Annotated in this window: 24 protein-coding genes; 21 read left to right on the forward strand and 3 right to left on the reverse strand. The window is 64.8% G+C overall.

Annotated elements, in window-relative coordinates; translation table 11 throughout:
• Window positions 1–154 precede the first annotated feature (154 nt).
• From JN279_RS14995 to JN279_RS15005, 3 genes are read left to right on the forward strand one after another with little or no spacing between them, the layout of a single operon-like run.
• Window positions 155–1,024: a branched-chain amino acid ABC transporter permease gene (locus JN279_RS14995; protein ID WP_096448645.1), complete on the forward strand. Its 870-nt coding sequence runs from the start codon at window positions 155–157 to the stop codon at window positions 1,022–1,024.
• Complete coding sequence (locus JN279_RS15000) at window positions 1,011–2,729, forward strand: branched-chain amino acid ABC transporter ATP-binding protein/permease (RefSeq protein ID WP_202353180.1); 1,719 nt, start codon at window positions 1,011–1,013, stop codon at window positions 2,727–2,729. Before JN279_RS14995 ends, JN279_RS15000 begins: the two co-directional genes overlap by 14 nt.
• Window positions 2,726–3,418 carry an ABC transporter ATP-binding protein gene (locus JN279_RS15005; RefSeq protein ID WP_096448641.1) on the forward strand — a complete coding sequence of 231 codons (693 nt, stop codon included), beginning with the start codon at window positions 2,726–2,728 and terminating at the stop codon, window positions 3,416–3,418. Before JN279_RS15000 ends, JN279_RS15005 begins: the two co-directional genes overlap by 4 nt.
• A 5-nt stretch (window positions 3,419–3,423) precedes the next feature.
• Here the strand turns inward: JN279_RS15005 and JN279_RS15010 are convergent, their stop codons facing one another.
• Window positions 3,424–5,235, reverse strand: coding sequence for a dipeptide ABC transporter ATP-binding protein (locus JN279_RS15010; protein WP_244734598.1), 1,812 nt, complete (start codon window positions 5,233–5,235; stop codon window positions 3,424–3,426).
• A 306-nt stretch (window positions 5,236–5,541) separates the two neighbouring features.
• Between JN279_RS15010 and JN279_RS15015 the strand changes: the two genes are divergently transcribed.
• From JN279_RS15015 to JN279_RS15040, 6 genes are all read left to right on the forward strand, one after another.
• Window positions 5,542–6,804 carry an LLM class flavin-dependent oxidoreductase gene (locus tag JN279_RS15015; protein ID WP_244734600.1) on the forward strand — a complete coding sequence of 421 codons (1,263 nt, stop codon included), beginning with the start codon at window positions 5,542–5,544 and terminating at the stop codon, window positions 6,802–6,804.
• A 10-nt stretch (window positions 6,805–6,814) separates the two neighbouring features.
• Complete coding sequence (locus JN279_RS15020) at window positions 6,815–7,588, forward strand: DUF427 domain-containing protein (RefSeq protein ID WP_202353182.1); 774 nt, start codon at window positions 6,815–6,817, stop codon at window positions 7,586–7,588.
• Window positions 7,589–7,633: 45 nt separating this feature from the next.
• On the forward strand, window positions 7,634–9,286 hold the full coding sequence (locus JN279_RS15025) for an ABC transporter substrate-binding protein (protein WP_202353183.1): 1,653 nt from the start codon (window positions 7,634–7,636) through the stop codon (window positions 9,284–9,286).
• Between the two features lie 14 nt (window positions 9,287–9,300).
• Window positions 9,301–10,254: an ABC transporter permease gene (locus tag JN279_RS15030; protein ID WP_446720421.1), complete on the forward strand. Its 954-nt coding sequence runs from the start codon at window positions 9,301–9,303 to the stop codon at window positions 10,252–10,254.
• Complete coding sequence (locus tag JN279_RS15035; RefSeq protein WP_202353184.1) at window positions 10,251–11,132, forward strand: ABC transporter permease; 882 nt, start codon at window positions 10,251–10,253, stop codon at window positions 11,130–11,132. Before JN279_RS15030 ends, JN279_RS15035 begins: the two co-directional genes overlap by 4 nt.
• Before the next feature lie 132 nt (window positions 11,133–11,264).
• Window positions 11,265–11,444 (forward strand): hypothetical protein, encoded by a 180-nt coding sequence (locus JN279_RS15040; RefSeq protein WP_202353901.1) that lies wholly within the window; start codon window positions 11,265–11,267, stop codon window positions 11,442–11,444.
• A gap of 20 nt (window positions 11,445–11,464) precedes the next feature.
• On the opposite strand, the gene JN279_RS15045 is transcribed toward JN279_RS15040, so the two are convergent.
• Window positions 11,465–12,157 carry a DUF2270 domain-containing protein gene (locus tag JN279_RS15045; RefSeq protein ID WP_096448626.1) on the reverse strand — a complete coding sequence of 231 codons (693 nt, stop codon included), beginning with the start codon at window positions 12,155–12,157 and terminating at the stop codon, window positions 11,465–11,467.
• 165 nt (window positions 12,158–12,322) lie between these two features.
• Entirely contained in the window at window positions 12,323–13,546 is a 1,224-nt protein-coding gene (locus tag JN279_RS15050) for an MFS transporter (protein WP_096448624.1), read from the reverse strand.
• A gap of 97 nt (window positions 13,547–13,643) precedes the next feature.
• On the opposite strand from JN279_RS15050, the gene JN279_RS15055 reads away from it, so the two are divergent.
• The 12 genes from JN279_RS15055 (at window position 13,644) to JN279_RS15110 (ending at window position 21,701) form a co-directional block, all read left to right on the forward strand.
• Window positions 13,644–14,552 carry a LysR family transcriptional regulator gene (locus JN279_RS15055; RefSeq protein WP_096448622.1) on the forward strand — a complete coding sequence of 303 codons (909 nt, stop codon included), beginning with the start codon at window positions 13,644–13,646 and terminating at the stop codon, window positions 14,550–14,552.
• Window positions 14,553–14,622: 70 nt separating this feature from the next.
• Entirely contained in the window at window positions 14,623–15,285 is a 663-nt protein-coding gene (locus JN279_RS15060) for an Imm52 family immunity protein (protein WP_202353185.1), read from the forward strand.
• Window positions 15,286–15,657: 372 nt separating this feature from the next.
• A complete protein-coding gene (locus tag JN279_RS15065; protein ID WP_202353186.1) occupies window positions 15,658–16,284 on the forward strand; it encodes a hypothetical protein in 627 nt (208 codons plus the stop codon).
• Window positions 16,271–16,792: an Hsp20/alpha crystallin family protein gene (locus JN279_RS15070; RefSeq protein ID WP_096448614.1), complete on the forward strand. Its 522-nt coding sequence runs from the start codon at window positions 16,271–16,273 to the stop codon at window positions 16,790–16,792. The genes JN279_RS15065 and JN279_RS15070 overlap by 14 nt, the downstream gene beginning before the upstream one ends.
• Window positions 16,793–17,014: 222 nt before the next feature.
• Complete coding sequence (locus JN279_RS15075) at window positions 17,015–17,749, forward strand: gamma-glutamylcyclotransferase (protein WP_096448612.1); 735 nt, start codon at window positions 17,015–17,017, stop codon at window positions 17,747–17,749.
• Between the two features lie 89 nt (window positions 17,750–17,838).
• Window positions 17,839–18,162 carry an ArsR/SmtB family transcription factor gene (locus JN279_RS15080; protein ID WP_096448610.1) on the forward strand — a complete coding sequence of 108 codons (324 nt, stop codon included), beginning with the start codon at window positions 17,839–17,841 and terminating at the stop codon, window positions 18,160–18,162.
• Window positions 18,159–18,590: an SRPBCC family protein gene (locus tag JN279_RS15085; protein ID WP_096448608.1), complete on the forward strand. Its 432-nt coding sequence runs from the start codon at window positions 18,159–18,161 to the stop codon at window positions 18,588–18,590. The genes JN279_RS15080 and JN279_RS15085 overlap by 4 nt, the downstream gene beginning before the upstream one ends.
• A gap of 135 nt (window positions 18,591–18,725) precedes the next feature.
• Complete coding sequence (locus JN279_RS15090) at window positions 18,726–19,118, forward strand: VOC family protein (protein ID WP_202353187.1); 393 nt, start codon at window positions 18,726–18,728, stop codon at window positions 19,116–19,118.
• Between the two features lie 37 nt (window positions 19,119–19,155).
• Entirely contained in the window at window positions 19,156–19,377 is a 222-nt protein-coding gene (locus JN279_RS15095; protein WP_202353188.1) for a hypothetical protein, read from the forward strand.
• A gap of 11 nt (window positions 19,378–19,388) precedes the next feature.
• Window positions 19,389–19,817 carry a DUF1801 domain-containing protein gene (locus tag JN279_RS15100; RefSeq protein ID WP_202353189.1) on the forward strand — a complete coding sequence of 143 codons (429 nt, stop codon included), beginning with the start codon at window positions 19,389–19,391 and terminating at the stop codon, window positions 19,815–19,817.
• A 34-nt stretch (window positions 19,818–19,851) separates the two neighbouring features.
• Entirely contained in the window at window positions 19,852–20,244 is a 393-nt protein-coding gene (locus JN279_RS15105) for a DUF1801 domain-containing protein (RefSeq protein WP_202353190.1), read from the forward strand.
• 362 nt (window positions 20,245–20,606) lie between these two features.
• Window positions 20,607–21,701 (forward strand): acyltransferase family protein, encoded by a 1,095-nt coding sequence (locus JN279_RS15110; protein ID WP_202353191.1) that lies wholly within the window; start codon window positions 20,607–20,609, stop codon window positions 21,699–21,701.
• Window positions 21,702–21,711 lie beyond the last annotated feature (10 nt).

Here is a 21,711-nt window from a genome sequence, read left to right on the forward strand (position 1 = left end):
GCCTGCCGGCATCCAGGCTCTCCGTTCACGGGGAGAAATGTCCGGTCCACCCTCCGCAGCTGCTGCGGAGGACGGGCAGGAAAATGAGGGGCGGCGCCGACCTCGCCAAAGAATTCGGCTCGAAGCCCGCCCATTTCTCCAGACTGGGAATCCAATGAACGCATTGCTCACATCCGCCGTGGCGGGGCTGACAGCCGGAGGCACCTATGCCTTGCTCGGCGTCTGCGCCGTCTTCACCTACCGGCTGGTCGCCGTGGTCAATTTCACCGGCGCGGCGATCGGCACGGCCGGGACCTTCGTGCTGATCGCGCTCTATGAAGCCGGTTTCCCGATCTGGCCCTCGGTGCTCGTCGGCATCGCCGCCGGCACGCTGGTGGGTGTGGCCATCGGCTACATCATGACGCGGTGGTTCGGCGAGGCCGGCGCCTCGACCAAGGCGGCGGTCACCGTGGCGCTGCTGGTCGGCATCATCGCCATCGGCCTGCGGCTGACCGGCGGCCAGCATCCGCACAACATGCCGGAACTGTTTCCCGGCTCCGCCTTCCGCATGGCCGGTGTCGAGGTGACGATCGCCTCGGTGCTGACCATTGGGCTCGCAGCGCTGTTCACCGTGCTTGCCGACCTGTTCCTCAACAACACCAAGGTCGGGCTCAATCTGCGCGCGCTGGCCGACCGGCCGATGGCGGCAGAACTGCTCGGCATCAGGGTGCAGCTTTTGTCGCTGCTGGTCTGGGGCATGACCGGCGCCTTCACCACCTTCGCCCTGATGATCATCGCGCCGCAGCGCTCGCCGAATTTCATGACGCTGAGCCTGCTTGTCGTGCCGGCGCTGGCTGCCGCTCTTGTCGGCCTGTTTCGCAGTTTTTGGCGCACGCTCGCCGGCGGCATCGTGCTTGGGTTGGTCGAAGGCATGGCAAGCTCGGTCGACAGCATCAGCCAGTATCGCAGCGCCATTCCGTTCCTGGTCGTGCTTGCCGTCCTGCTCTGGTCGCAACGGGAGGCCCGTTGGGATGAAGCGCGCTAGTTTGAAAGCCTCGCTGATCGTCATTGCCGCAGCACTCGTTGCCGGCAGTGTCGCCTTGCTTGGCCTGCTACCCTCCTACTGGGTGTTCCTGGCCACCTCGGTGCTGATCACCGGCGTCGCGCTGCAGAGCCTCGGCCTCGTCGCCGGCCGCACCGGCATGATCGCGCTCTGCCAGATGTCGTTCGCCGGCGTCGGCGCCTGGACCGTCGGCTACCTCAACCTCGCCGAGGCGCCGGGCGGGTTACCCGTGTGGATCCTCATCGGCGGGCTGGCGGCGGTGCCGCTCGGCGTTGCCATCGGCCTGCCGGCGCTCAGGCTGCGCGGCATAAACCTCGCCATCGTCACGCTGTCCTTCGCCACCGCCTTCGACACCATCCTGGCGACCATGACCTATCCCGGCCAGACCGATTTCCTGCAAGTGACGCGGCCGGAGCTGTTCGACAGCGATGAGGGTTATTTCGTCTTCGTGCTGCTGTTCTACGTGGCAGTTGCCGTGGTGCTGGAGATCCTCAGCCGTTCGCGCCTCGGCGCGTCCTGGCTGGCGGTGCGCCACTCCGAACGCGCGGCGGCAGCACATGGCGTCAGCATCGCCACCGCCAAGCTTTCGGCCTTCGCCATCTCGGCCTTTGTCGCCGGCATTTCCGGCGGGCTGCTCGCCGGCTATCTCGGCACGCTGGTGTCCGAGAATTTCAGCATGATGCAGTCGCTGTCGCTCTATGCCGTGGCGGTCATGACCGGCGCGCATTTCGCCGAGGGCGCCATCATCGGCGGCTTGCTGGTGGTGATGTTCCCGGAAATTCTGCGCCGGCTCGATCTGCCGCAGGACATCGGCAATGTGCTGTTCGCCATCGGCGCCACGCAGGCGCTGTCGACGGGCGAGACGATGAGCGAAACTTTTCGGCGGCAATTGCGCAAGCTCATGCCGGCGCGTGTGAAAGCGGCCGCATCGGCGCCGGCAAGCGATCTGCCGAGCCCGGTCAGCCGCGCCGCTGGTCCCGCGCTCAGCATTGAAAAACTCACCGTACGCTATGGCAGCGTGGTGGCGCTCGACGGCGTCAGCCTGACGGTTGCTGCCGGTACCGTCGCCGGGCTGATCGGGCCGAATGGCGCGGGCAAATCGACCTTCATCGACGCCGTCGCCGGCTTCCTGTCGAGCTATGAAGGCGGCATCGCGCTCGGCGGCAAGCCGCTGGAAGGCATGCCGGCGCATCTGCGCGCCCGCGCCGGCGTGCGCCGAACCTGGCAGACCAACCGCATCGCGCCCGAACTCACGGTCGGCGGCTATCTGGCGCTGGCGGCCAAGGGCCTGTCTGCGAGCGAGACCAAGGCGATCCTCGGCTGGCTCGATTGTCCCGATCCAGACACGCTGGTGGTCTCGGTCGATGCCGGCACCAGGCGGCTGCTCGATGTCGCTGGCGTGGTCGCGGCGCGGCCGGCGGTGGTGCTGCTCGACGAACCGGCCGCTGGGCAGTCGCATGAGGAGAGCGTGCGGTTGGGGCAACGCATCGCCGAAATTCCGAAATTGTTCGGTTCGGCAGTGCTCCTGGTCGAGCACGATATGGATCTGGTGCGGGCGGTGTGTTCGGAGGTGACCGTGCTCGACTTCGGCCGCGTCATCGCGTCGGGTCCGCCGGCCAAGGTGCTCGACCAGGGTTCGGTCAAGAAGGCCTATCTCGGCATCGAGGAAGAGAGCGTGGCGGCATGAGCAAGCTCGTCGTTTCCAACCTCTCGATCAACCGCGCCGAATTGCCTGTCGTGTCGTCGCTCGACATAGCCGTCGAGAGCGGTGCCATCAGCGTCGTGCTCGGCGCCAACGGCGCCGGCAAGACGACGCTGCTCGAAGGCCTGTCCGGCATCATCCCGGTCGCCGGCGGTTCGATCGCCATCGACGGCCGCGAGATCCAGAAGGCACGGCCCGGCGTGCGCTCGCGCGAAGGCCTTGCCCATGTCGAGCAGGGCCGCACCGTGTTCCGCCAGCTCACCACCGAGGAGAATCTTCGGGTGAGCCTGCACCCGGGATCCGATCTTGGCGAGGCCTATGCGCTGTTTCCCGAACTGGTGCAGCGGCGCACAGTGAAGGCGAGCCTTTTGTCAGGCGGCGAGCAGCAGATGCTGGTCATCGCCCGCGCGCTGCTGACACGGCCCAAAGTGCTGCTCATCGACGAGATGTCGGCTGGCCTGGCGCCGGTCATCGTCACAAGGCTGATGAGCGCGGTGCGCAAGCTCGCCGACAATGGCCTGGCGGTGCTGCTGGTCGAACAGTTTGCCGCGCTCGCTTTGTCGATCGGCAACCGCGCCTATGTCATGCGGCGCGGCCGCGTCGTCCATGACGGCGACTGCCTGAAACTGCTCAAGTCGCCGGATGAACTGCACCGGCTTTATCTCGGCGGATAGAGCGGTTAGCCGGCGCGCTTCCAGCAGGCGATGAAATGGCCTGATGCAATCTCCTTGGCCACCGGCTCGGCGGCATGGCAGCCGGCGTCCGCCAGCGGGCAGCGGCCGGCGAAGGCGCAGCCGCCAGGAGCAGCTTCGGTGGCGGCTTGCGCTTCGGCGATTGTCGTCGCCTGCGCATCGTTGGAAGACGCCGCCAGCAGCATCTGCGTGTAGGGATGGTTGGGGCCGGCAAAGATCTGGTCGGAGGAGCCGGTCTCGACCAGGCGGCCGCGATAGAGCACGCCAATCCGGTCGGCCATGTAGCGCACGACCCTGAGATCATGGCTGATGAAGAGATAGGCGGTATCCTTGCTCTTCTGCAAATCGTTGAGCAGGTTGAGCACCGTCGCCTGCACCGAGACGTCGAGCGCCGAGGTCGGTTCGTCCAGCACCACCAGCCGCGGCAGGCCGGCGAAGGCCCGCGCAATGGCCGTGCGCTGGCGCTGGCCGCCGGACAGCGTGCCGGGCTTCTGCTCTGCCGTGCTGCGGGCGAGGCGTACCGAGGCGAGGAGGTCGCCGACGCGCTGCGGCACCGCGCGGCGCGGCAGGCCGGCCAGCCGCCGCAGCGGGCGGCCGAGGATGCGGCCGATGCGCTGGCGCGGGTTGAGCGTGCGGTCAGGCGACTGGAACACCATCTGCACGTCGCGCCGTTCGTTCGCCTGGCGGCGCTCGACCAGCGGCGCCACGGTCTTGCCGAACAGTTCGACGCTGCCCGCCGTCGGCGGCTGCAGGCCGGTGACGATGCGGGCCAGCGTCGACTTGCCGGAACCGGATTCACCAATCAGCCCAAAAGTCTCGCCGCTGGCGATGTCGAGGTCGATGCCGTGCAGCACCGGCTGGCCGCCGAAGGATTGTTTTATGCCCCGGCAGGAGACGGCGACTTCGCGCCGTAGCGCGGGCCGGGTGCTTTCCGCTTGCTCCCCGGCCGGCACGTCGGAAACCAGGTCCACCGGACTGGCATCCTCGGCCAGCCTGCCGTCGCGCTTGGTGCGGTTGAGGGTGGGAATGGCGGCGACCAGCGCCCGTGTGTAGGCGTGGCGCGGGTTGTCGAAAACTTCATCGGCGGCACCGGTTTCGACGATCGTCCCGGCCTGCATCACCGACACACGGTCGCAGGAGCGGCGGATCAGATTGATGTCGTGGCTGATCAGAAGAATCGAGGTGCGGTGCTCGCGGCGCAAATCGTCGAGGATGGCGATGATCTCGGACTGGACGCTGGCGTCGAGCGCCGTGGTCGGCTCGTCCATCACCAGCAGCGACGGGTCGAGGGCGATGGCAATGGCGATGTTGGCTCGCTGCTGCATGCCGCCCGACAGTTCATGCGGATAGAGCCGCAGCACGCGTTCGGGGTTGGCGACGCGCACGCGGCTCAGAAGTTGGGCGGCGCGCGCAAACGCATCGTCATGATGCATCGGGCGGTGGCGCAGGATCGTCTCGGTGATCTGGCCGCCAATGGTCATGCTCGGGTTCAGCGCCGAGCCCGGATGCTGGTAGACGGCGGCGATGCGGTCGCCGCGCAGCCGGCGCAGTTGGTCGGCGGAGAGGTCGCGGATCTCGCGGTTTTCGAAGGCCAGCTGCGCGGCTTCGACCCGGGCGTGTTTGGGCAGGTAGCGCAGCACCGCCAGCGCCACCGAGCTCTTGCCGGAACCGGATTCACCGACCAGCCCGAGCGCTTCGCCCTCGCCGATGCGGAGCGATATGTCATCGACCGCGCGACGGGTGCGCCTGCCTCCGGCATAGGAAACGGAGAGGTGCTCGACATTTAGAACCGAAGACATGGCTGGCAGAACTGAAGACATGGATGACCGGAAACCACTTTCTGCGCGCGCGGCGATCAGGGGCAATCGCTTCCGCTTTCACATGGAACAATCTCTATAAAATTACTCGAATTAAGCTCGAGCGCAATCTAACTTTCGCTGACTGGAAGATTTTCGGGGCACGGCCACAGGCCGCAGCGCCCGCGGTTTTCCGCATCCGCAGGGAAGGAATCCAGATGTCGCACATGATCCTCAGCGCGTTCTTCTTCAACCCGCAGGGCGACCACCGCATGTCATGGCGCCATCCCCCGCGCGCCGGGACGCGAGGTGCTCGACTTCGACTACTATCGCGAGCTGGTGCAGGCAGCCGAACGGGCGCGGATCGACACTATCTTCGTCGCCGACCACGTCTCGATCTGGGATTCGGTCAAGAGCGGCGTCGCGCACTACGCCAATGCCCGCCTGGAGCCGCTGACGCTTTTGTCGGCGCTGGCCGCCGTGACCAAACATATCGGCCTGATCACCACGGCATCGAGCTCCTACAGCGAGCCCTACAATGTCGCGCGCATGTTCGCCTCGCTCGATCATATCAGCAAGGGCAGGGCGTCATGGAACGTCGTCACCTCGGCGATGGATGAGGAGGCGCGCAATTTCGGCCGCGACGGCAACATCGAGCACGCCTTCCGCTATGAGCGGGCCGGCGAATTCCTCGATATCGTCAAGGCGCTGTGGGACAGCTGGGAGGACGAGTCGCTCCTCATCGACAAGGAGACGGGCTATTTCGCCGATCCCGACAAGGTCCATCCGATCGACCACAAGGGCAAGCATTTCAAGGTGCGCGGGCCGCTCAACGTGTCGCGGCCGCCGCAGGGCCATCCGCTGATCGTCCAGGCCGGTTCGTCCGAGGACGGCAAGAATTTCGCCACCGCCCAGGCCGATGCGCATTTCGCCATCTACAGCACCAGGGAAGACGGCATCAAATATCGGCAGGACATCAACGAGCGGCTGGCCCGCCATGGCCGGCGGCCGGAAAGCTTCAAGATCCTGCCCGGCATCCTGCCCATCGTCGCCGCTTCGGAGGCGGAAGGCCGCGACAAGCAGGAGTATCTGCAGAGCCTGCTTCCCGACCAGGTCGGCATCGACCTTCTGTCGAGCTGGAGCGGCATCGACCTCTCGGCCTACCCGCCGGATGGGCCGCTGCCGCCGCTGCCGGACGAGAGCACCTTCAATGGCGGCCGCACCTCGCTCAACCGCGTCAAGCAATGGTCGAAGCAGAATCTCAGCCTGCGCGACATTGCCCGCAAGCTCGCCAACAGCGGCTCGGTGCCGACGGTTGCCGGCACGCCGAAGCAGATCGCCGACCAGCTGGAAGACTGGTTCGTCGCGGGTGCCGCCGACGGCTTCAACCTGATGTTCCCGCTGCTGCCGGAGGACTGGGTGAATTTCGCCGAGCAGGTGGTGCCGGAACTGCAGCGGCGCGGCCTGGTGCCGACGGAATATGCGCCGGGCACGTTGCGCGACCGTTTTGGCCTTGCCCGCCCCGCCAACCGTTTCGCCGAGCAGCGCGCCAATGCGCGCGCCGTGTCCTGAGGGGATCGCCATGACCGCAGCACCAAACCTTCAGCCCCGCGAAGCCACCGCTCCGCGTCTCGTCAATGTCCTGCACAGCCCCAAGCGGGTGCGCGTCAAGTTTGGCGGCCGCACCATCGCCGACAGCCGCAACGTGCTGGTGCTGCGCTCCAACCATTTCCTGCCGATCTATTTCTTCCCGCCGTCCTCGGTCGATCCGTCGGTGTTGAAGCCGTCGCTGCATCGCGAGCCGCACGCGGTGGGCGGCGAGACCGCCTATTGGGACATCGACAGCGGCGACAGGCGCGCCGCCAATGCGGCGTGGTCGTTCACGGCACCCCCGGATGAAAATCTGGCGCCGCTCGCCGGCCGCATCGCCTTCACCTGGAAGGCGGTCGACCAATGGTTCGAGGAGGAAGAGGAAGTCTTCGTCCACGCCCGCGATCCCTATGCACGCATCGACGTGTTGCACAGTTCCAGTCATGTACAGGTCTGGTTCGACGGCGAGATCATCGCCGACAGCCAGCGCCCGGTGCTGCTGTTCGAGACCCATCTGCCGACGCGGTTCTATTTACCGCCGGAGGATGTCCGGCTGGGGCGGCTGACGGCGTCCAATTCGACGACGCGATGTCCCTACAAGGGCATCGCCTCCTACTGGTCGGGCCTGCTGAAGGACGGTTCGGTTCGTCCCGACATTGCCTGGAGCTACCGCGACCCGATCGATGAAATGCCGAAGATCAAAGGGCTCATCGCCTTCTATCCGCAAGCGGTCGACCGCATCCATCTCGACGGCCAGCCGGTCTGACGGCGGCTTTTTCACCCCCATCCTCCAATTGATGAAAGACTGACAATGACGAAACGTTCCGACATCGATCTCTTGCGCAACCAGTCGACGCGCGGCACCAATGGCGACATCTGGAATGTCGCCGTGGATGAATATGCGCAGGGCTTCCTCAAGCGCCGCGACCTGCTGAAATACGCCGCGCTTCTCGGTCTCACCGGCTTTGCCGCCTCGCAGGGGCTGTTCACGCCAGGTGCTGCACGCGCGGCGACAGCCGGCGGCACGGTCCGCGTCGGGCTCGGCCAGCCGACCAAGGCGATCGATCCCGTCACGGTGACCGATCCGGCCAGCATCGGCGTGCTCAGCCAGGTCGGCGAATATCTGATCCTCGACGATCCCAAGGATGGGCTGCAGCCTAAGCTTGCTTTGTCGTGGGAAGCCGACGAGACGGCCAAGCGCTGGACGTTCAAGCTGCGGCCCGGCGTGAAGTTCCACGATGGCCGCAGCGTCACCGCCAAGGATGTGGTGGCAAGCTTCGAGCGGCTGGTCGATCCGGCCAGCGGCTCGTCCGCGCTGTCGGCCTATAAGGGCATTCTCTCCAAGGGCGGCGCCAAGGTCGTCGACGACGAGACCGTCGCCTTCGATCTCGACCAGTCGAACAGCAACTTCCCGTTCTATGTCTCGTCCGACGTCTACAATGCCGTCATCGTGCCGGCCGACTATGCCGGCGATTTCGAGAAGAATTTCAACGGCACCGGTCCGTTCAAGCTGGAATCCTTCCGCCCCAAACAGGGCGCCACATTCGTGCGCAACCCGGACTATTGGGGCGACAAGGCGCTGCCCGACCGGGTCGAGATCAAGTTCTTCGACGACGAGCAGGCGCAGGTGCTGGCATTGCAGGCCGGCCAGCTCGACGTCATCCCCAGCACCACGCGGTTGGAACTGGCGATCGAGGGCAATCCCAACTTCAAGCTGCTCAGCGTGCAGGCCAGCTCGCATGATCCGGCGCATCTGCGAACCGACCAGGCGCCGTTCACCGACAAGCGCGTGCGGCGCGCGCTGGCGCTGACCATCGATCGCGAGGCGGTGGTCAAGGGCCTGCTCAAGGGCCGCGCCATCGTCGGCAACGACACGCCGTTCGCGCCGATCTTTCCCTCGGCCGATCCGGCGGTGCCGCAGCGCAAGCAGGACATCGCTGAAGCCAAGCGCCTGCTCGGCGAAGCCGGCGTGCCCAACGGCTTCGAGGTGACGCTGACCACCGAGCGCGCCTACGACATTCCCGACTATGCCGTGATCATCCAGAATTTCGCCAAGAAGGCCGGCATCGACATCAAGCTCAACGTGCTGCCGCAGGATGCCTACTACGGCTCGGCGACGTTCGGCAGCTCGCCATGGCTGGATTCCAATCTCGGCATCACCGATTTCGGCCATCGCGGTACGCCCGACATCTTCCTCAACGCGACGCTGAAGAGCTCGGGCGCCTGGAACGCGGCGCATTTCAACAATCCGGACTATGACGCGCTGCTGCTCGAGTATGGCAAGGCCCGAGACCTGCAGGCGCAGCGCGTCGCCGCCGGCAAGATCCAGACCCTGCTGCTCGACGAGACGCCGCTGATCATCAGCTATTTCTCGCAATACAGCCGCATCGTCTCCTCGAAGGTCGAGGGCGTGCGCTTCACCGCCATCTCGCACCTGCTGCTCGACAAGGTGTCGTTCGTGTGACCGCCTCGATGGCGATCGTGCGGCCCCTGGCGGCTCGCGCGGGCGCGCTGCTTTTGACGCTGTGGCTGGTCAGCGCGCTGGTCTTCCTCGCCGGGCAAGTGCTGCCCGGCGATGTCGGCCGCGTCATGCTCGGCCCGTTCGCCGATGCGCAGGCGGTCGCCGAGCTCAACCGCAAGCTCGGCACCGACCAGCCGATCCCCTCGCAGTACTGGCACTGGTTCAGCAAGGCGATCACCGGGGATTTCGGCGACTCGCTGTCGATGCATGCGCCGGTGGCGCCATTCGTTCTGTCGAGCATCAAGAATTCCGCGGCACTGGCCGGCGTCGTGCTGCTGTTCCTGATGCCGATCGGCATCGGTGCCGGCGTCGTCGCGGGCTTGCGCTCGGGGAGCCTTGCCGACAGGCTGATCGTGCTGACCGGCGTCTCGCTCTCGATCGTGCCCGACTTCGTCTCCGGCCTGCTTTTGCTGATGGTCTTCGGCCTGTGGCTGGCCTGGTTTCCGATCTCCGGTGCGGCGCCGGATGGGGCCGGCTTCTGGACGTCCAGCTACCACCTCATCCTGCCGGCGCTGCCGCTGGTGCTGAACCTGATCGGCTATGTCGCGCGCATGACCAGGGCAGGGGTGATCGAGGCGCGCGGCGCGGACTATACGCGGACCGCCATCCTCAAGGGCCTTAGCCCCTCGCAGGTGCTGTTTAAGCATGTGCTGCGCAACGCGCTGGTGCCGACGGTGGCGGTGATCGCCACCCAGAGCGGCTTCCTGCTCGGCGGGCTGGTGGTGATCGAGGCGCTGTTCGGCATTCAAGGGCTCGGCAATCTGGTGCTGAGCGCGGCCAAGGCACGCGACTTCCCGATGCTCGAGGCCGGCGTGCTGGTGATGGCTGCGATCTTCGTCTCGACGGCGGCGATCGGCGATCTGCTGCAGGCGCTGCTCGATCCTCGCCAGCGCCGGCGCAACGCGCCATGACCGATCTCACCCAGTCTCCCGTGCGCGGCGATATCAGGCTCTCCTGGGTCGGCCGGCTGCGTGGTCTTCTGCCCGACGTGGCGCCGTCGACCGTCATCGGCTCGGCGGTGCTTTTGTTCTGGGTCGCCTGCGCGATTGCCGGTGCGCAATTCGTGCCGTTCGATCCCTATGCCGAGGATTTCCTGTCGATGATGACGCCGCCCGACGCGGTGCACTGGTTCGGCACCGACCAGCTTGGGCGCGACGTGCTTTCGCGCATCGTCGTCGGCTCGCGCGACATCCTGCTGGTGGCGCCGCTGGCGACGCTGGCGGGTGTCACCACCGGCAGCATCATCGGCCTGGTGCTCGGCACCTTTGGCGGCCTGGTCGATGCTGTCGGCGCGCGGCTGCTCGATGCCGTCATGTCGCTGCCCTTCATCGTGCTGGTGACGATGGCGCTGGTGGCGATCGGCCCCTCCAACCTCACCGTCATCCTGGTCATCGGCCTTGCCTACGCGCCGCTGGTGGCGCGCACCGTGCGCACCGCCGCGCGCGAACAGCGTGAGCGCGACTATATCAGCGCCGCCCGGCTGGCCGGCGAAGGACGGCTGGCGATCATGTTCCTCGAAATCCTGCCCAATGTGCGGGAAACCATCCTGATCGAACTCATCACCCGGCTCGGTTACGCCTTCTTCTCGATCGCGACGCTGAGCTTCCTCGGCCTCGGCATCCAGCCGCCATCGGCCGATTGGGGGCTGGCGATTGCCGATGGCTACGGCTTCCTGACCGGCGGCAAATGGTGGGTGGTGGTGTTCAATTCAGCCGCCATCATCTCGTTGGTGATGGCCACCAACCTCATCGCGCAAGGCATCGGCGCCTTCGAGAACAGCGACAAATGAGTTGCGAATTTCACCACGCAAAGCCGGCGATTCGATCGAATTTCTTTGCAACCCGTTAATTCGGCCATGCTGTTAATAAGCGCATTCTAATGCATGTCGACCGGAGCCGCGCAGCGGTTTTGGGATAACGGCATGCGCGAAACTGATTGGTTTGGCGCGGGGTACGCAATGACCAAGAATCTCGGCAATGCACGCTATGTGCCGCCCAAAGACACAAAGACTTCCTTTCTCAGCAAGGCTGCGCCGGCGCTGTTTCCGCTGGTCGTGGCGGTGCTGGGCTACATGATCGGACGGCAGTTTTTCGGCATATAGAGCGATGTCGGGCGTCCATGTCAGACATGGACGTCGCCGAAGGTGAGTTCGCCGTCGCCGCCGGACGCGAAAAGAACGATGGCGAACAGCCAGGCATAGAATGCCGCCACGACAATCACGATGGCTACGCCAGGAATGGGGCCTAGGGCGGCGCTGTCGACGGCATAGCGAAGCGAGCCGACGAAGCCGGTCCCGACACCCCCGACCTGAAGGCTGGGCGTCGTTATTTTGAGCACCCAGGCCAGCAGCAGGATCATGAAGAGATAGATGTAATTCCGCCGCAGGCGGCGCGCCAACGCGGCCCGGTGCGACAGCAGGAATTTTGGCGCGCGCAGGCCTTCGCCGACAATGAGCAGCCAATCCGAGGCGAAGTCAGGCTGCGGCGAGAAGATCTGCGCGAAATAGTGGCGCTCGAACTGGCGCACGCGCGCCCGGTAGAAATCGAAGAACCGATAGCGGCGTGCCTCGATCCACAAAAGCAGCAGGATCAGCAACATGGCGAACAGCAGCACGCCGTGATGGGCACTGGCCGTCGACAGGGAGACCGAGAGCATCGCCGCCACCACGGTGATCGCCCAGTTCGTGGTCCTGTCGAGGCGATCGCGCCAGCCCGCCATGCGGGCGATCTCGGCGCGGTGAAAATGCGACAGCGTGTTCACACGTTCCGTCGATGAAAGGATGGGCCCCACGGGTTTTGCCGACGCATCGTTCATGACGTCCTCCGGCAAGGATTAAAACGCTTTGCCGGCAATATAGTTCCCCATGGCGAGATGCCGCGAACGGCGTATGGCGCGATTGTTCGCCCCCTCCCGCTTACGGCGGCGATCCTGCCCCGGTGGCGGCGTGCCTGGGTCGCAAGATCGCGGGTCCGCGAGTGCCTATTCCGGCCCGCCGGTCCAGTCGACCAGCAGGGCGACGAGGCCGAAGGCGGCGCCGATGGCGCAGACCGCTGGCCACCCGCCCCAGCTCCAGGCGACACCGGCCAGCAAGGAGCCGATGGCGCCGCCGATGAAGAAGATGCCGACGAACAGGCCGTTGAGGCGGCCGCGGGCCTGGGGTTGAAGCAAGTTGACGGCGCGGCGGCCGAGCGTCTGGTCGCCTGTGACGCCGATGTCGAGCAGCACGGCGCTGGCGCCCATCAGTACAAGCGGTTGCCATGAGGCTCCGGACTGGAAGGCGCCGGCCCAGGCGGCGAGCGCCATCGCGCCGATCAGCACGAGATGGCAGAAGATGGTGGCGGACCGTGTCCAGCCCTGATCGCCGGCGCGGCCGAACAGCGGCGTGACCACCGCGCCGCCGGCGCCGACGAGCGCGAACAGCGCAATGCCGCGCTGGCCAAGGCTGAAAGGCGGCGCTGCGAGGCGCAAGGCCACCGCCGTCCAGAACAGGCTGAACGCCGCCATCACCAGGGCCGCCGTCAGTGCCCGGCGCCGCAGCACCGGCTCGTCGCGCAGCAGGCCGAACAGCGACGCGATCAGCGCGCCATAGGTCGATTTCGCCTCCGGGCGGCGTCGCGGCAAGGTGAAGGCGAGCACGCCGGCGAGCAGGACGAGTGCCCCGGCGCTGAGGCCGTAGAAGGCGCGCCAGCCCCAGGCGTCGGCGACGAGGCTGGCCAGCGGCCGCGCCAGCAGGATGCCGATCATCAGCCCGCTCATTACATCACCGATGACCCGTCCGGCCTCGCCGGGCGGCGCCATCGAGGCGGCGATCGGCACCAGGATCTGGATCGCCGAACAGGCGGCACCGAGGACGAACAGGACGATCAGCAGCGAGGCGATGGTGGGCGCGAAGGCGGCGACGCCGGCCGCAAGGGCGGCCGTCAGGAGCATGCGCAGGATCAAGGCGCGGTTCTCGGCAAGGTCGGCCATCGGCACCAGGAAGAACAGGCCGGCGGCATAGCCGAGCAGCGTCGCCATGGCGACAAGGCCGACGCTGGCGGCGCTGGCGCCGAGCGACGGACCGATCAGGCCGACCAGCGTCTGCGGCGCGAACAGATTGGTGACGATGATGCCGGTAGAGGCGGCAAAGAGCAGCGTCTGCGGGCCGCTGATGGTACTGGCCGACAGCCGCTCGCACAGCTGTCCGTCATTGGTGTCGGGCATAGGGTCCTCAATAAGTCGCATATTGTGTGGGGACTTTATGCTGAAGCGTTATCATGCTACAATTCAATCAATTCGATAATGATTATGCGAGGTGCGCATGAACATCCATGACCTCGAAGCCTTCATCGCCGTGGTCGAAACCGGCTCGATCGTCGGCGCCTCGGCCAGGCTCAACCTCACCCAGCCGGGCGTCACGCGCCGCATCCAGAATCTCGAGGACGGGCTGGCGACGACACTGCTCGACCGCCAGTCGAAACCGCTGAAGCCGACGGCTTCCGGGCGCGAAGCCTATGAACATGGCAGGCGGGTGCTGCGCTCGCTGGAGGATTTGAAGGCGGGCGTGTCGCCGCAAGGCGAGGTCAAGGGCGAGTTCCGCCTGGGCATCATGCCCTATCTCTCCGATGCAGCACTGGCGCTGCCGCTCGACAGTCTGCGTGCCGCCTTTCCGCTGCTGGAGCTGCGCATCACCTCAGGTTGGTCGCCAAGACTGGTGGAGCAGGTGGCGCGCAGCGAACTCGACGCGGTGGCCGTTTGCCTCGCCGAAGGCCTGGCGCCGCCGGACGAGTTGGTCTGCGACGATCTCGGCACGCAATCGGTGCTGCTGGTGGCGTCCCCCAGCCTCGGCGTGCCGAGGCCGGCAAATCTTGCCGAACTGTCACGCTTTGCCTGGGTGATGAGCGAAAACGGCTGCGGTTTCCGCGCCTTCATCCGCCAGAGTCTCGAGGCGGCAAGGCTGCCGTTCCAGGTCGGGGTGGAGGCGCTCAGCGTCGACCTCAGAATGTCGCTGGTGGCGCGCGGCCACGGCATCGGCATCGTCACGCCGGGCGCCTTCGCCGACAGCCGCTGGCGCGACAAGGTGGAGGTCATCGACTGCCCCGACTTCAAGCCGCAAGTGCGCGCCTGGCTGCTGCACCGTCCGCCGGCCGGGCGACTTGCCCGGCCAATCGCGCTGTTTCGCGACGCGCTGATCGACGGGCTGAAGGTGCCGATGCCGCTGGCGTCGTGACGTGGGCGGCCACACAGCGTTGTCGTGAGAGAGACTCCCCAATAGGGTGAGGGCTTCTGGGAGGGGTGTCGTGTCGGTCAACATCTGCGTTTATTGGGGCCCGAGGCCACGACCTCTCGACGAGTTGGTCGCGCAAGCCGCAGCCTACTTTCACGTGCTGGCGGAAGCCGACAAGGGGCTCTCCCGTTGGGCGCCCATGGGCCGATCGCTCAAGCAGGCGATGCTATCTGAGCCTGTCGATACATTGTCGCCGGAGGTTTTGCGCCGCTTTCTGTTGAAGGGACAGAACAAGACGGACATGCCGCCGCGACAGCCAATTCCGGAACTTGGATACAGGCTGTCGCTTTGGAACCAGCGTCGTGGGAATCTGGAAGCGTCGACCTCGGTCCATTGTGGTGCCTATTCGCAATATCTGTCCGAGGATAGCCAGAACAATGCTTTGCTCGAACTCAGCTTTTCGAACGAAGAAGGGCTTGCAGTTGGTGTTCTTCTGGATGTGTTCCGGGAAGCCATCGACATATGGCAACCTGTCTGGGGGACGATCTGGCGATATGTCCATGGCGGGCATCCCGCTAGCGCGCCTTGGGATTCGAGCCATGTCCAATACGCCTTCTATCAGTCGCAAAGTGGGTTGGGGCCAGCAGGCCGAGAGATTGGAAGACAACAAGTGACGACCGATCGAGGATGCCTCTGGATCAATGATGCGGCGGCGCCGTTCATGGAAAAGTCATAGAGATTGCCCGCACTGCCTGCACTTCCACTCTGTTGACAGGCCGATCCTCTTCCCAACATCTTCAACCAATGCATAACTCCTGGCCAAACATCGTTGTTTCCATTCAAGGCAGGCGTCTGAGTGACGCGGCCGACCCGTTTGCTTCGGCACTCGGCGGCGTTGAAGCGCTTGCTTCCTCCATAGCAAGCGGTCCTTTGAGTTCCGTTTTGTTTGGATGGATGTCGATGTTCGACCTGTGTATTCAGCAGGTGGATGTCGAGCCTTATTCCGGGCCTTATCTGAAGGTGAGCCCACTGGCATCCGGGCGGATCGAGTTTCGATATGTCGACAGCGCCATAATGCGAAGGCAATGGCACAGGGAGGCGACGCCCGATGCTGTCGTTCCGAGGTTCATGCGCTTCATGGATCAACTCGGATGGACAGGGGAGCCGATACGGCAAAACGATTCAATCCGAGCCAAAAGCCCTTAGCCAGCGTCGCGACGTTCCTGAATCCAGTCAGGCGGTTGCAACGATCGCCGAACGCAACGGCTGTCGCTCGCGCACATCGTGCGGTCCGTCGTTCAAGCCCATGTTTTCGAATGCTGACCGGGCCTATGAGGATATTGCCAGGTACATCAGGCGTCAGCAGGCTTTGCAGTTCGACGATCACATTGCATTAACAGGTCTTGACCCTCTCGCAATGAACGCCAGATCGACCATGCCGGCGCCAGATGGGGCCGGTGCAGACGCGCGCGCCAGCATTATGGGCGGCGCGCTGGGCGATGGTCTTGTGACCGTCGAACTCGGGCATGATGTGCCGGAGGCGATGACGTTGCGACGGGCGAGGGCGTTCCCGAAGGTTGAGCGGATCGGACCAGAAGCAGAGCGAAAACAGCAAGCACAGAAGGGGCCGGCAGCGATGCCGGCTTCAGACGGCGCATTGTCCTCCGGAGCATGGCAGGCAGTGCATACAAACGTACCAGAAACAGGAAGGAGAAAGTGCAATGACCATTCGTGATCTCATGCCGTGGAACCGCGACACCAGCCAGTCTCCGACTCTCTTTCGCGAAGGCGACCGGGACCCGTTCATGGGCCTGCATCGCGAGATGAGCCGCCTGGTCGACGACATGTTCCGCGGCTTCGAGTCGCGGCTTCCGTCCATGGGCAGGTTCTCTTCGGCCGGCACCGGTTGGCCCAGCGTGGAAATCTCCGAAACCGACAAGGAAATCCGCGTGACAGCCGAGATACCCGGCATGGAGGACAAGGACATCGAGGTGTTGCTCGATGACGGCGTCCTGACGTTGCGCGGCGAAAAACACTCCGAAACCGACGACAAGGAGCGTCAGTTCTCCGAGCGGTTCTATGGCCGCTTCGAACGTCGTATCCCGATCGGCTTCGAAGTCGCGGAGGACAAGGTCGCGGCCGATTTCCGCAACGGCGTACTGTCCGTGAGCTTGCCGAAGTCCGAGAAGGCGCAGAGCAAGGCGAAGCGCATCCCCATCGGCGGCAAGAGCACCAAGCACTAGAGCAGTTCACCGTTTCACGCAAACGGTGAACTGCTCTAACTCTTTGTTTTGACGCAATTTCGGACGGAAAACCGTTTCACACTTTTCCTGAAATTGCTCTAGAACAGACCAGCCGGGCGTGCGTCGCGCGCACGCCCGGCATTGGCCGGCGGATTTCGCGCCGGTCGCCCTTGAGAATCCCCCAGCCTTCGGCAACATGGTGGCAAGGCTGGGAGCGCAAGGATGAGCAAGGCCAACTCCGACGCATCACCGCGCAAGGCATCACCGCGCAAGGCGCCAATGGCGCTGACCGAGGCGCTGGTGGCGCGGACCATGCGCGTGGTCGAGGATGCCGGGCCGACGCCTGGCATGGTTCATATGCTGGACGCCGACTATGCGCGGTTTCGCGACGAGATCCTGGCCGGTGCGCCGCCCGGGCCGCTGAAGCTGTTCGCCTATGGTTCGCTGCTGTGGAAGCCCGTCGGCGAGGTGCGGGGTGGCGAGCGCGCGGTGGCGCGGGGCTGGCACCGGTCGTTCTGCTTCACGGTGAAGCGCTTTCGCGGCACACCGGAGCAGCCCGGCCTGATGATGGCGCTCGACCGTGGCGGCCAGTGCCAGGGCATGGTGTTCGAGATCGCCGAGCCGGTTGCCGACAATCTGGAAGCGCTGCTGCGCCGCGAGATGACCATCCTGCCCGCCGTCAACGTGCCGCGCTGGCTGCGGGTCAGCACCGAGAGCGGGAAGGGCCGGGCGCTCGGCTTCGTCGTCGATCCCGCCAATCCGCGCTATGCCGGCAAGCTCGACAAGGCCGCGGTGGCGGCGACTTTGGCGAGAGCCGTCGGCCACTGGGGCTCGGGCGCGCAATATCTGTTCGAGACGATCCGCCACCTCGACGCCTGCGGCATACGCGACCGCAATCTGTGGCAGTTGCAGGAACTGGTGGCGCAGGAGATCGGGCGTGCCGATGCGATCGTCTAGCCATTCCCGCCCATTCCAATCTACCGCTTGACGAACATATATCCCTGTGGTTATACATTAATCAATAGCCAACGGGTTATCGATCTGACATGCCTGACGCTCATGACATGCTCTTCAGGACGCTCGCCGACCCGACCAGGCGGGCGATCTTCGAACGGCTGTGCCGCCAGGGAGAGCAGACGGTGGGGGCGCTGACCAGCCAGTCCGGCGTCTCGCAGCCGGCGGTGTCGAAGCATCTCGGCCTGCTCAAGCAGGCCGGGCTGGTGCGCGACCGCCATGAAGGCCGCCAGACGCATTACAGCGCGCAGCTCGGCGCACTGGCGCCGCTGATGGACTGGACACGTGAGATGGCCGGGTTCTGGGAGAGCCGGTTCGACGATCTCGAGGATTTGCTCAAAAGGATGGACCAGTGAACGATAGTGCCACTGAAAACCGCACTGTCGTCGTCGAGCGGCAGATTTCCCATCCGCCGGAGAAACTCTGGCGCGCGCTGACGCAACCGCATCTGATCGAGGAGTGGCTGATGAAGAACGATTTCAAGCCCGCTGTCGGCCACCGCTTCAACATCAGCGCCGATTGGGGCGGCGTGCTCGACTGCGAAGTATTGGCCGTCGAGCCGAACAAGACACTGTCCTACACCTGGAACCTCGCGCACCCCGATCCGGCTTTCGACCTCAGGAGCGTGGTGACCTTCACGCTCACCCCGACGCCAACCGGAACGCATCTGCGCATGGAACAATCCGGCTTCCGGCCCGATCAGCGGCGCGCCTATGGCGGCGCCAGAACCGGCTGGCCGCAATTCTTCGAGAAGCTGGAACAGCTTCTCGACCGGACGGATTAGACTCTTTGTTTTGACGCAATTCCGGACGGAAAACCGTTTCACACTTTTCCTGGAATTGCTCTGATCCGGCCGACCGAACCCAAATCTTGACTTCACCGGGCGGTTCACCGCCAGCAAAACCTATGGAGAAAGACGATGAAGATCAAACTGACCAGCATCTATGTCGACGAACAGGAGAAGGCGCTGGCCTTCTACACCGGCGTGCTCGGCCTGACCAAGAAGGCCGATTTCAGCAACGGGCCGTTCCGCTGGGTGACGGTCGCCTCGCCGGACGAGCCCGAAGGCACCGAGCTGCAGCTGGCGCTCAACAACCAGCCAGCCGCCAAGGCCTACCAGCAGGCGATGTTCGAGCAGGGCCAACCGGCGGTGATGTTCTTCACCGACGACGTCAAGGGCGACCATGAGCGCATCACGGCGCGCGGCGGCACCTTCGCCATGGCGCCGACCGAGGTGACCGGTTCGACCATCGCCAAGCTCAACGATGGCTGCGGCAATCTCATCCAGATCACGCAGCTGGCGCGCTGGTAGCGCGCCCGATTTCACGCGCTTTTCACGGGAGGTCATCTTGGACTGGAGCAAATGGATCAGGCAGGCGCATCGCTGGCTGTCGATCGTCTTCACAGCGACCGTCGTCGCCAATTTCGCCACCATGGCGTTTGGGCAACCGCCGGCCTGGGTGGTCTATTCGCCACTGCCGCCGCTCTTCCTTATGCTGTTCAGCGGCCTCTATATGTTCGTGCTGCCCTATGTCGCGAAGGGACGCAGCGTGCAGCGCGTCAACGGATAGGAGGAAAGCGTATGGCCAAGTCGACAGCCGCCAAGGCCGAGCCGAAGCTGCTTTCCGGTGGCAACCCGCGGATCGCCAAGGGTCATGGCGATGCTCCGGTGCAGGCCTATATCGCGGCGATGCCGGGCTGGAAGCGCGAGATAGGCGGGCGGCTCGACGCGCTCATCGAGCGCGCCGTGCCTGGTGTGCACAAGGCGGTCAAATGGAACTCGCCGCTCTATGGCGTCGAAGGCGAGGGCTGGTTCCTCGGCGTCCATTGCTTCGCCAAATACATCAAGGTGGCCTTCTTTCGCGGCATGTCGCTGGAGCCGGTGCCGCCGGGCGCATCCAGCAGCCAGGACACGCGCTACCTCAGCATTCATGAGGGCGACGCGTTCGACGAGGCGCAATTCAGCGCCTGGGTGAAACAGGCCAGCCAATTGCCTGGCGAGCGCATGTGAGCGCTCTATTGTTCATATTTTGAGGAGAGAGAGCATGACCGGATCGCAGGAGAGCAAATCCCCCTCCGAACTGATCGACGGCAGGATCGAGGAATTAGGTGACTGGCGCGGCGAGATGCTGGCCCGGCTGCGCGCGCTCATCCATCAGGCGGATCCCGACGTGGTCGAGACGTGGAAATGGCGCGGCGTCCCGGTGTGGGAGCATGACGGCATGATCTGCACCGGCGAAACCTACAAGAGCGTCGTCAAGCTGACCTTCGCCAAAGGGGCCGCGCTGCCCGATCCGGCGGGGCTGTTCAACTCCAGCCTGGAAGGGAATACGCGGCGGGCGATCGATTTTCAGAAGGGTGAGGAGGTCGACGAGGATGCGCTGAAGGCGCTGGTGCGGGCTGCCGTGGCTTTGAACAAGTCGAAGGGTCGCAAGTAACTGCGTAGACGGTCGACGTCAGCGCTGCCCCTCATCTGCCTGCCGGCATCTTCTCCCCGTAAACGGGGCGAAGGATGCTGTTGTCGCCGCTTTCGCCAATCGCCAAGTTTGCAACAAAGGCGCCGGCGTTGCCACCAGCCCCTCTCGCCCCGTTTACGGGGAGAGATGTCCGGCAGGACAGTGAGGGGCAGCGCTGACGCCAGAAGATTGCCAATGACCACGACACTGTAGGCGATCGATATGGCGGATATGCACCGCCAGCCACCCGTAAAGCCATCCGCGTTTACGATCTGGGAAGCTTGATGGTGCTAGACATCGCCGGATGATGGCTGGCCGCCTTGGCCGGCCCGGATGGATTCGCCATGAACAGCCCGATGCGCATGCCGTGGGTGGACACGGCCAAAGGCCTCTCGATCATCCTCGTGGTCATGATGTATTCGGCCTACAACACCGGCGAGTATACGGGCGGCGTCGGTTTCCTGCACTATGTCATCGGCTTCGCGACGCCGTTCCGCATGCCGGAATTCTTCCTGATCTCAGGCCTGTTCCTGTCGCAGGTGATCGACCGGCCGTGGCGGCGCTACATAGACCGGCGGGCCGTCCACTATCTCTATTTCTACGTGCTGTGGGCGATCATCTCGATCGGTCTGAAGATCGGCATCTTCAGCCGGGATCCCGGCGGCATGCTGCACGACCTGGCAATGGCCGTCGTCCAGCCTTATGGCGTGCTGTGGTTCATCTACATGCTGGCGGTGTTCGGCCTTGTCGCCAAGCTTTTGCGGCAGTTCCGCGTGCCCGCCTGGATCGTCATCCCGTGTGCAGCCGCGCTGCAGATGTGGGCGCCGCATCCCGACAGCTATGCGCTTGAACAATTCGCGGCCTACTTCGTGTTCTTCTATCTTGGCTTCGTGCTGGCGCCGCTGGTGTTCCGGCTGGTCGAATGGACGCAACCCCGCCCGATGCTGGCCGTCGCTGGCCTGGCTTTGTGGGCTGTCGTCAACGGCCTGCTCGTCTATTCGCCGGGTTATGCCATGCAGCCGGTCGGCATGCAGATGGGCCTGGCGGCATGGCCTCCGCTGCATCTCACTCTAGCCGTCGCCGGCGCGGTGGCGCTTTGCGTGCTTGGCGGCTTGCTGTCGCAATTCGCCGCGATGGAATGGCTGCGCTGGCTCGGCGAACATTCGCTGGTCGTCTATGTCGCCTTCACCATCCCGATGTCGCTCTTCCGTGGCGCCGCGCTATCAAGCGGCCTTTTGACCGACACCGGCATGCTCAGCCTGGCGGTGCTGCTGGTCTCGATCATCAGTCCCGTGGTGCTCTACCTCATCATCCAGCGCGTCGGCTTCGGCATGTTCCTGTTCGAGCGGCCGGCCTGGGCGCATATCGACAACAGCGCGCCGCAAGCCGCACCAAAGACGGCGCTGCCTGCTGCCGCCGCCCAATCCAGTCGGCCCTAGTCGAGCCCGC

It is taken from the genome of Mesorhizobium sp. 113-1-2, assembly GCF_016756475.1.
Classification (GTDB): Bacteria; Pseudomonadota; Alphaproteobacteria; order Rhizobiales; family Rhizobiaceae; genus Mesorhizobium; species Mesorhizobium loti_C.